We start from the raw sequence: 1,236 nt of genomic DNA on the forward strand, positions 1-1,236 counted from the left end.
GGAGGCTTATCTGGCGGCCCTTGCCCAGCAGCCTGATCATCACGATGCCCGCTACAACTTATCGCTGTTGCAGCAAGGGCCGCCAGATAAGCCTCCTCAGCAGCGGCCAGTTCCCCTAACTGGACTAAGGCATTGCCCCGATTGTAGTGGGCAGTGGCACTCTGATCTTGCTGATAAGCAGCGACCGCTTGGCGATAATCGCCAGCACGATACCAAGCATTCCCTTGCCAAATGGGCTGGCTGAAGTGCTGGGCAGCCCAGCGAAATGCCCCGCGCTGATAGGCCGCCATGGCGTGCGCTTCTTGGGACACATCAACGGTAGCTTGGGTTATCTGTTGCGCTGCGCTGGCCTGCGTAGCAGGGGAGTGCAGCGCCCCCCCCGTCAGTGCCAGTAGGAGCAGCCAGAGGTGACCGGCGCGGGCTCGCAGCGCCAGTGCCAGCAAGGGGATCAGCAACCAAGGGCCCAGCTCTTGCACGTGGGCAGTGGCGAGTCGACTGGTGGTTGGCAAGGGGGCAAAGCGCGGCGGCGTGGTGCTCAACCACTGTAATTGGCCGCCAAAACGTTGGGCGAGGGTGGTCATCTCCTCACTGTTTGGGATAGGTAAACGGGCCAAGCGGTTAACGGAATTGTCACTGGCTGGGTGGGGCGGCATGGTGGCGGCTTTGCCGCTATTGGCCAGCAAGATGTCGAGCCTAACTCGCGCAGGTTGCGGGCAAAACAGACGCCACTGGCAGGGGCTGGCGGCTGCCAACTGTGCCTCAATTTTGGCGCGCTGCACCCCATCCAGATCGTCGGTGATCAGCAGTAGCCGCGCCTGCTCCCCCTCGGGGATCTGGGCCAGCGCTAGGGCAATCGCGCGCTCTGGGGCATCACTTGACCCTGATGGCGGCTGCCCTTGTTGCCCAAATCGCGCTGAGGATAAGCGTGGTGAGGGCATGATGCTGGGGCGTAAATCGGGCAGCAGCAGGGCGAGCGCACGGTGATCGGCCGTGGCGGGCATGGCCAGATAAGCATCGGCGGCATAGAGGATTAGGGCGATGCGATGATCGGCAGGGGTGGCCAGCCACTGTTGTAACTGCACCCTGACTCGGGTCGCGCGATCGGGGGCGAGATCGTGCGCCGCCATGGAGCCGGAGAGATCCAACAGCCAGATATCGAGCGCTGGGCTGCGGCTGGTGACCGTGGCTGTCGAGATGGCGGGGCCGCTGAGGGCCACGATCACCGGCAAGCTCGCC

General features: G+C 63.7%; 1 protein-coding gene. It reads right to left on the bottom strand.

From position 1 onward, the window contains the following. The coding region (locus tag CUC53_RS18935; RefSeq protein WP_157798338.1) for a hypothetical protein at positions 1-1,236 on the bottom strand (1,236 nt) is incomplete at both ends.

Origin of the sequence: Aeromonas cavernicola (assembly GCF_002795305.1) — a bacterium.
Classification (GTDB): domain Bacteria; phylum Pseudomonadota; class Gammaproteobacteria; order Enterobacterales; family Aeromonadaceae; genus Aeromonas; species Aeromonas cavernicola.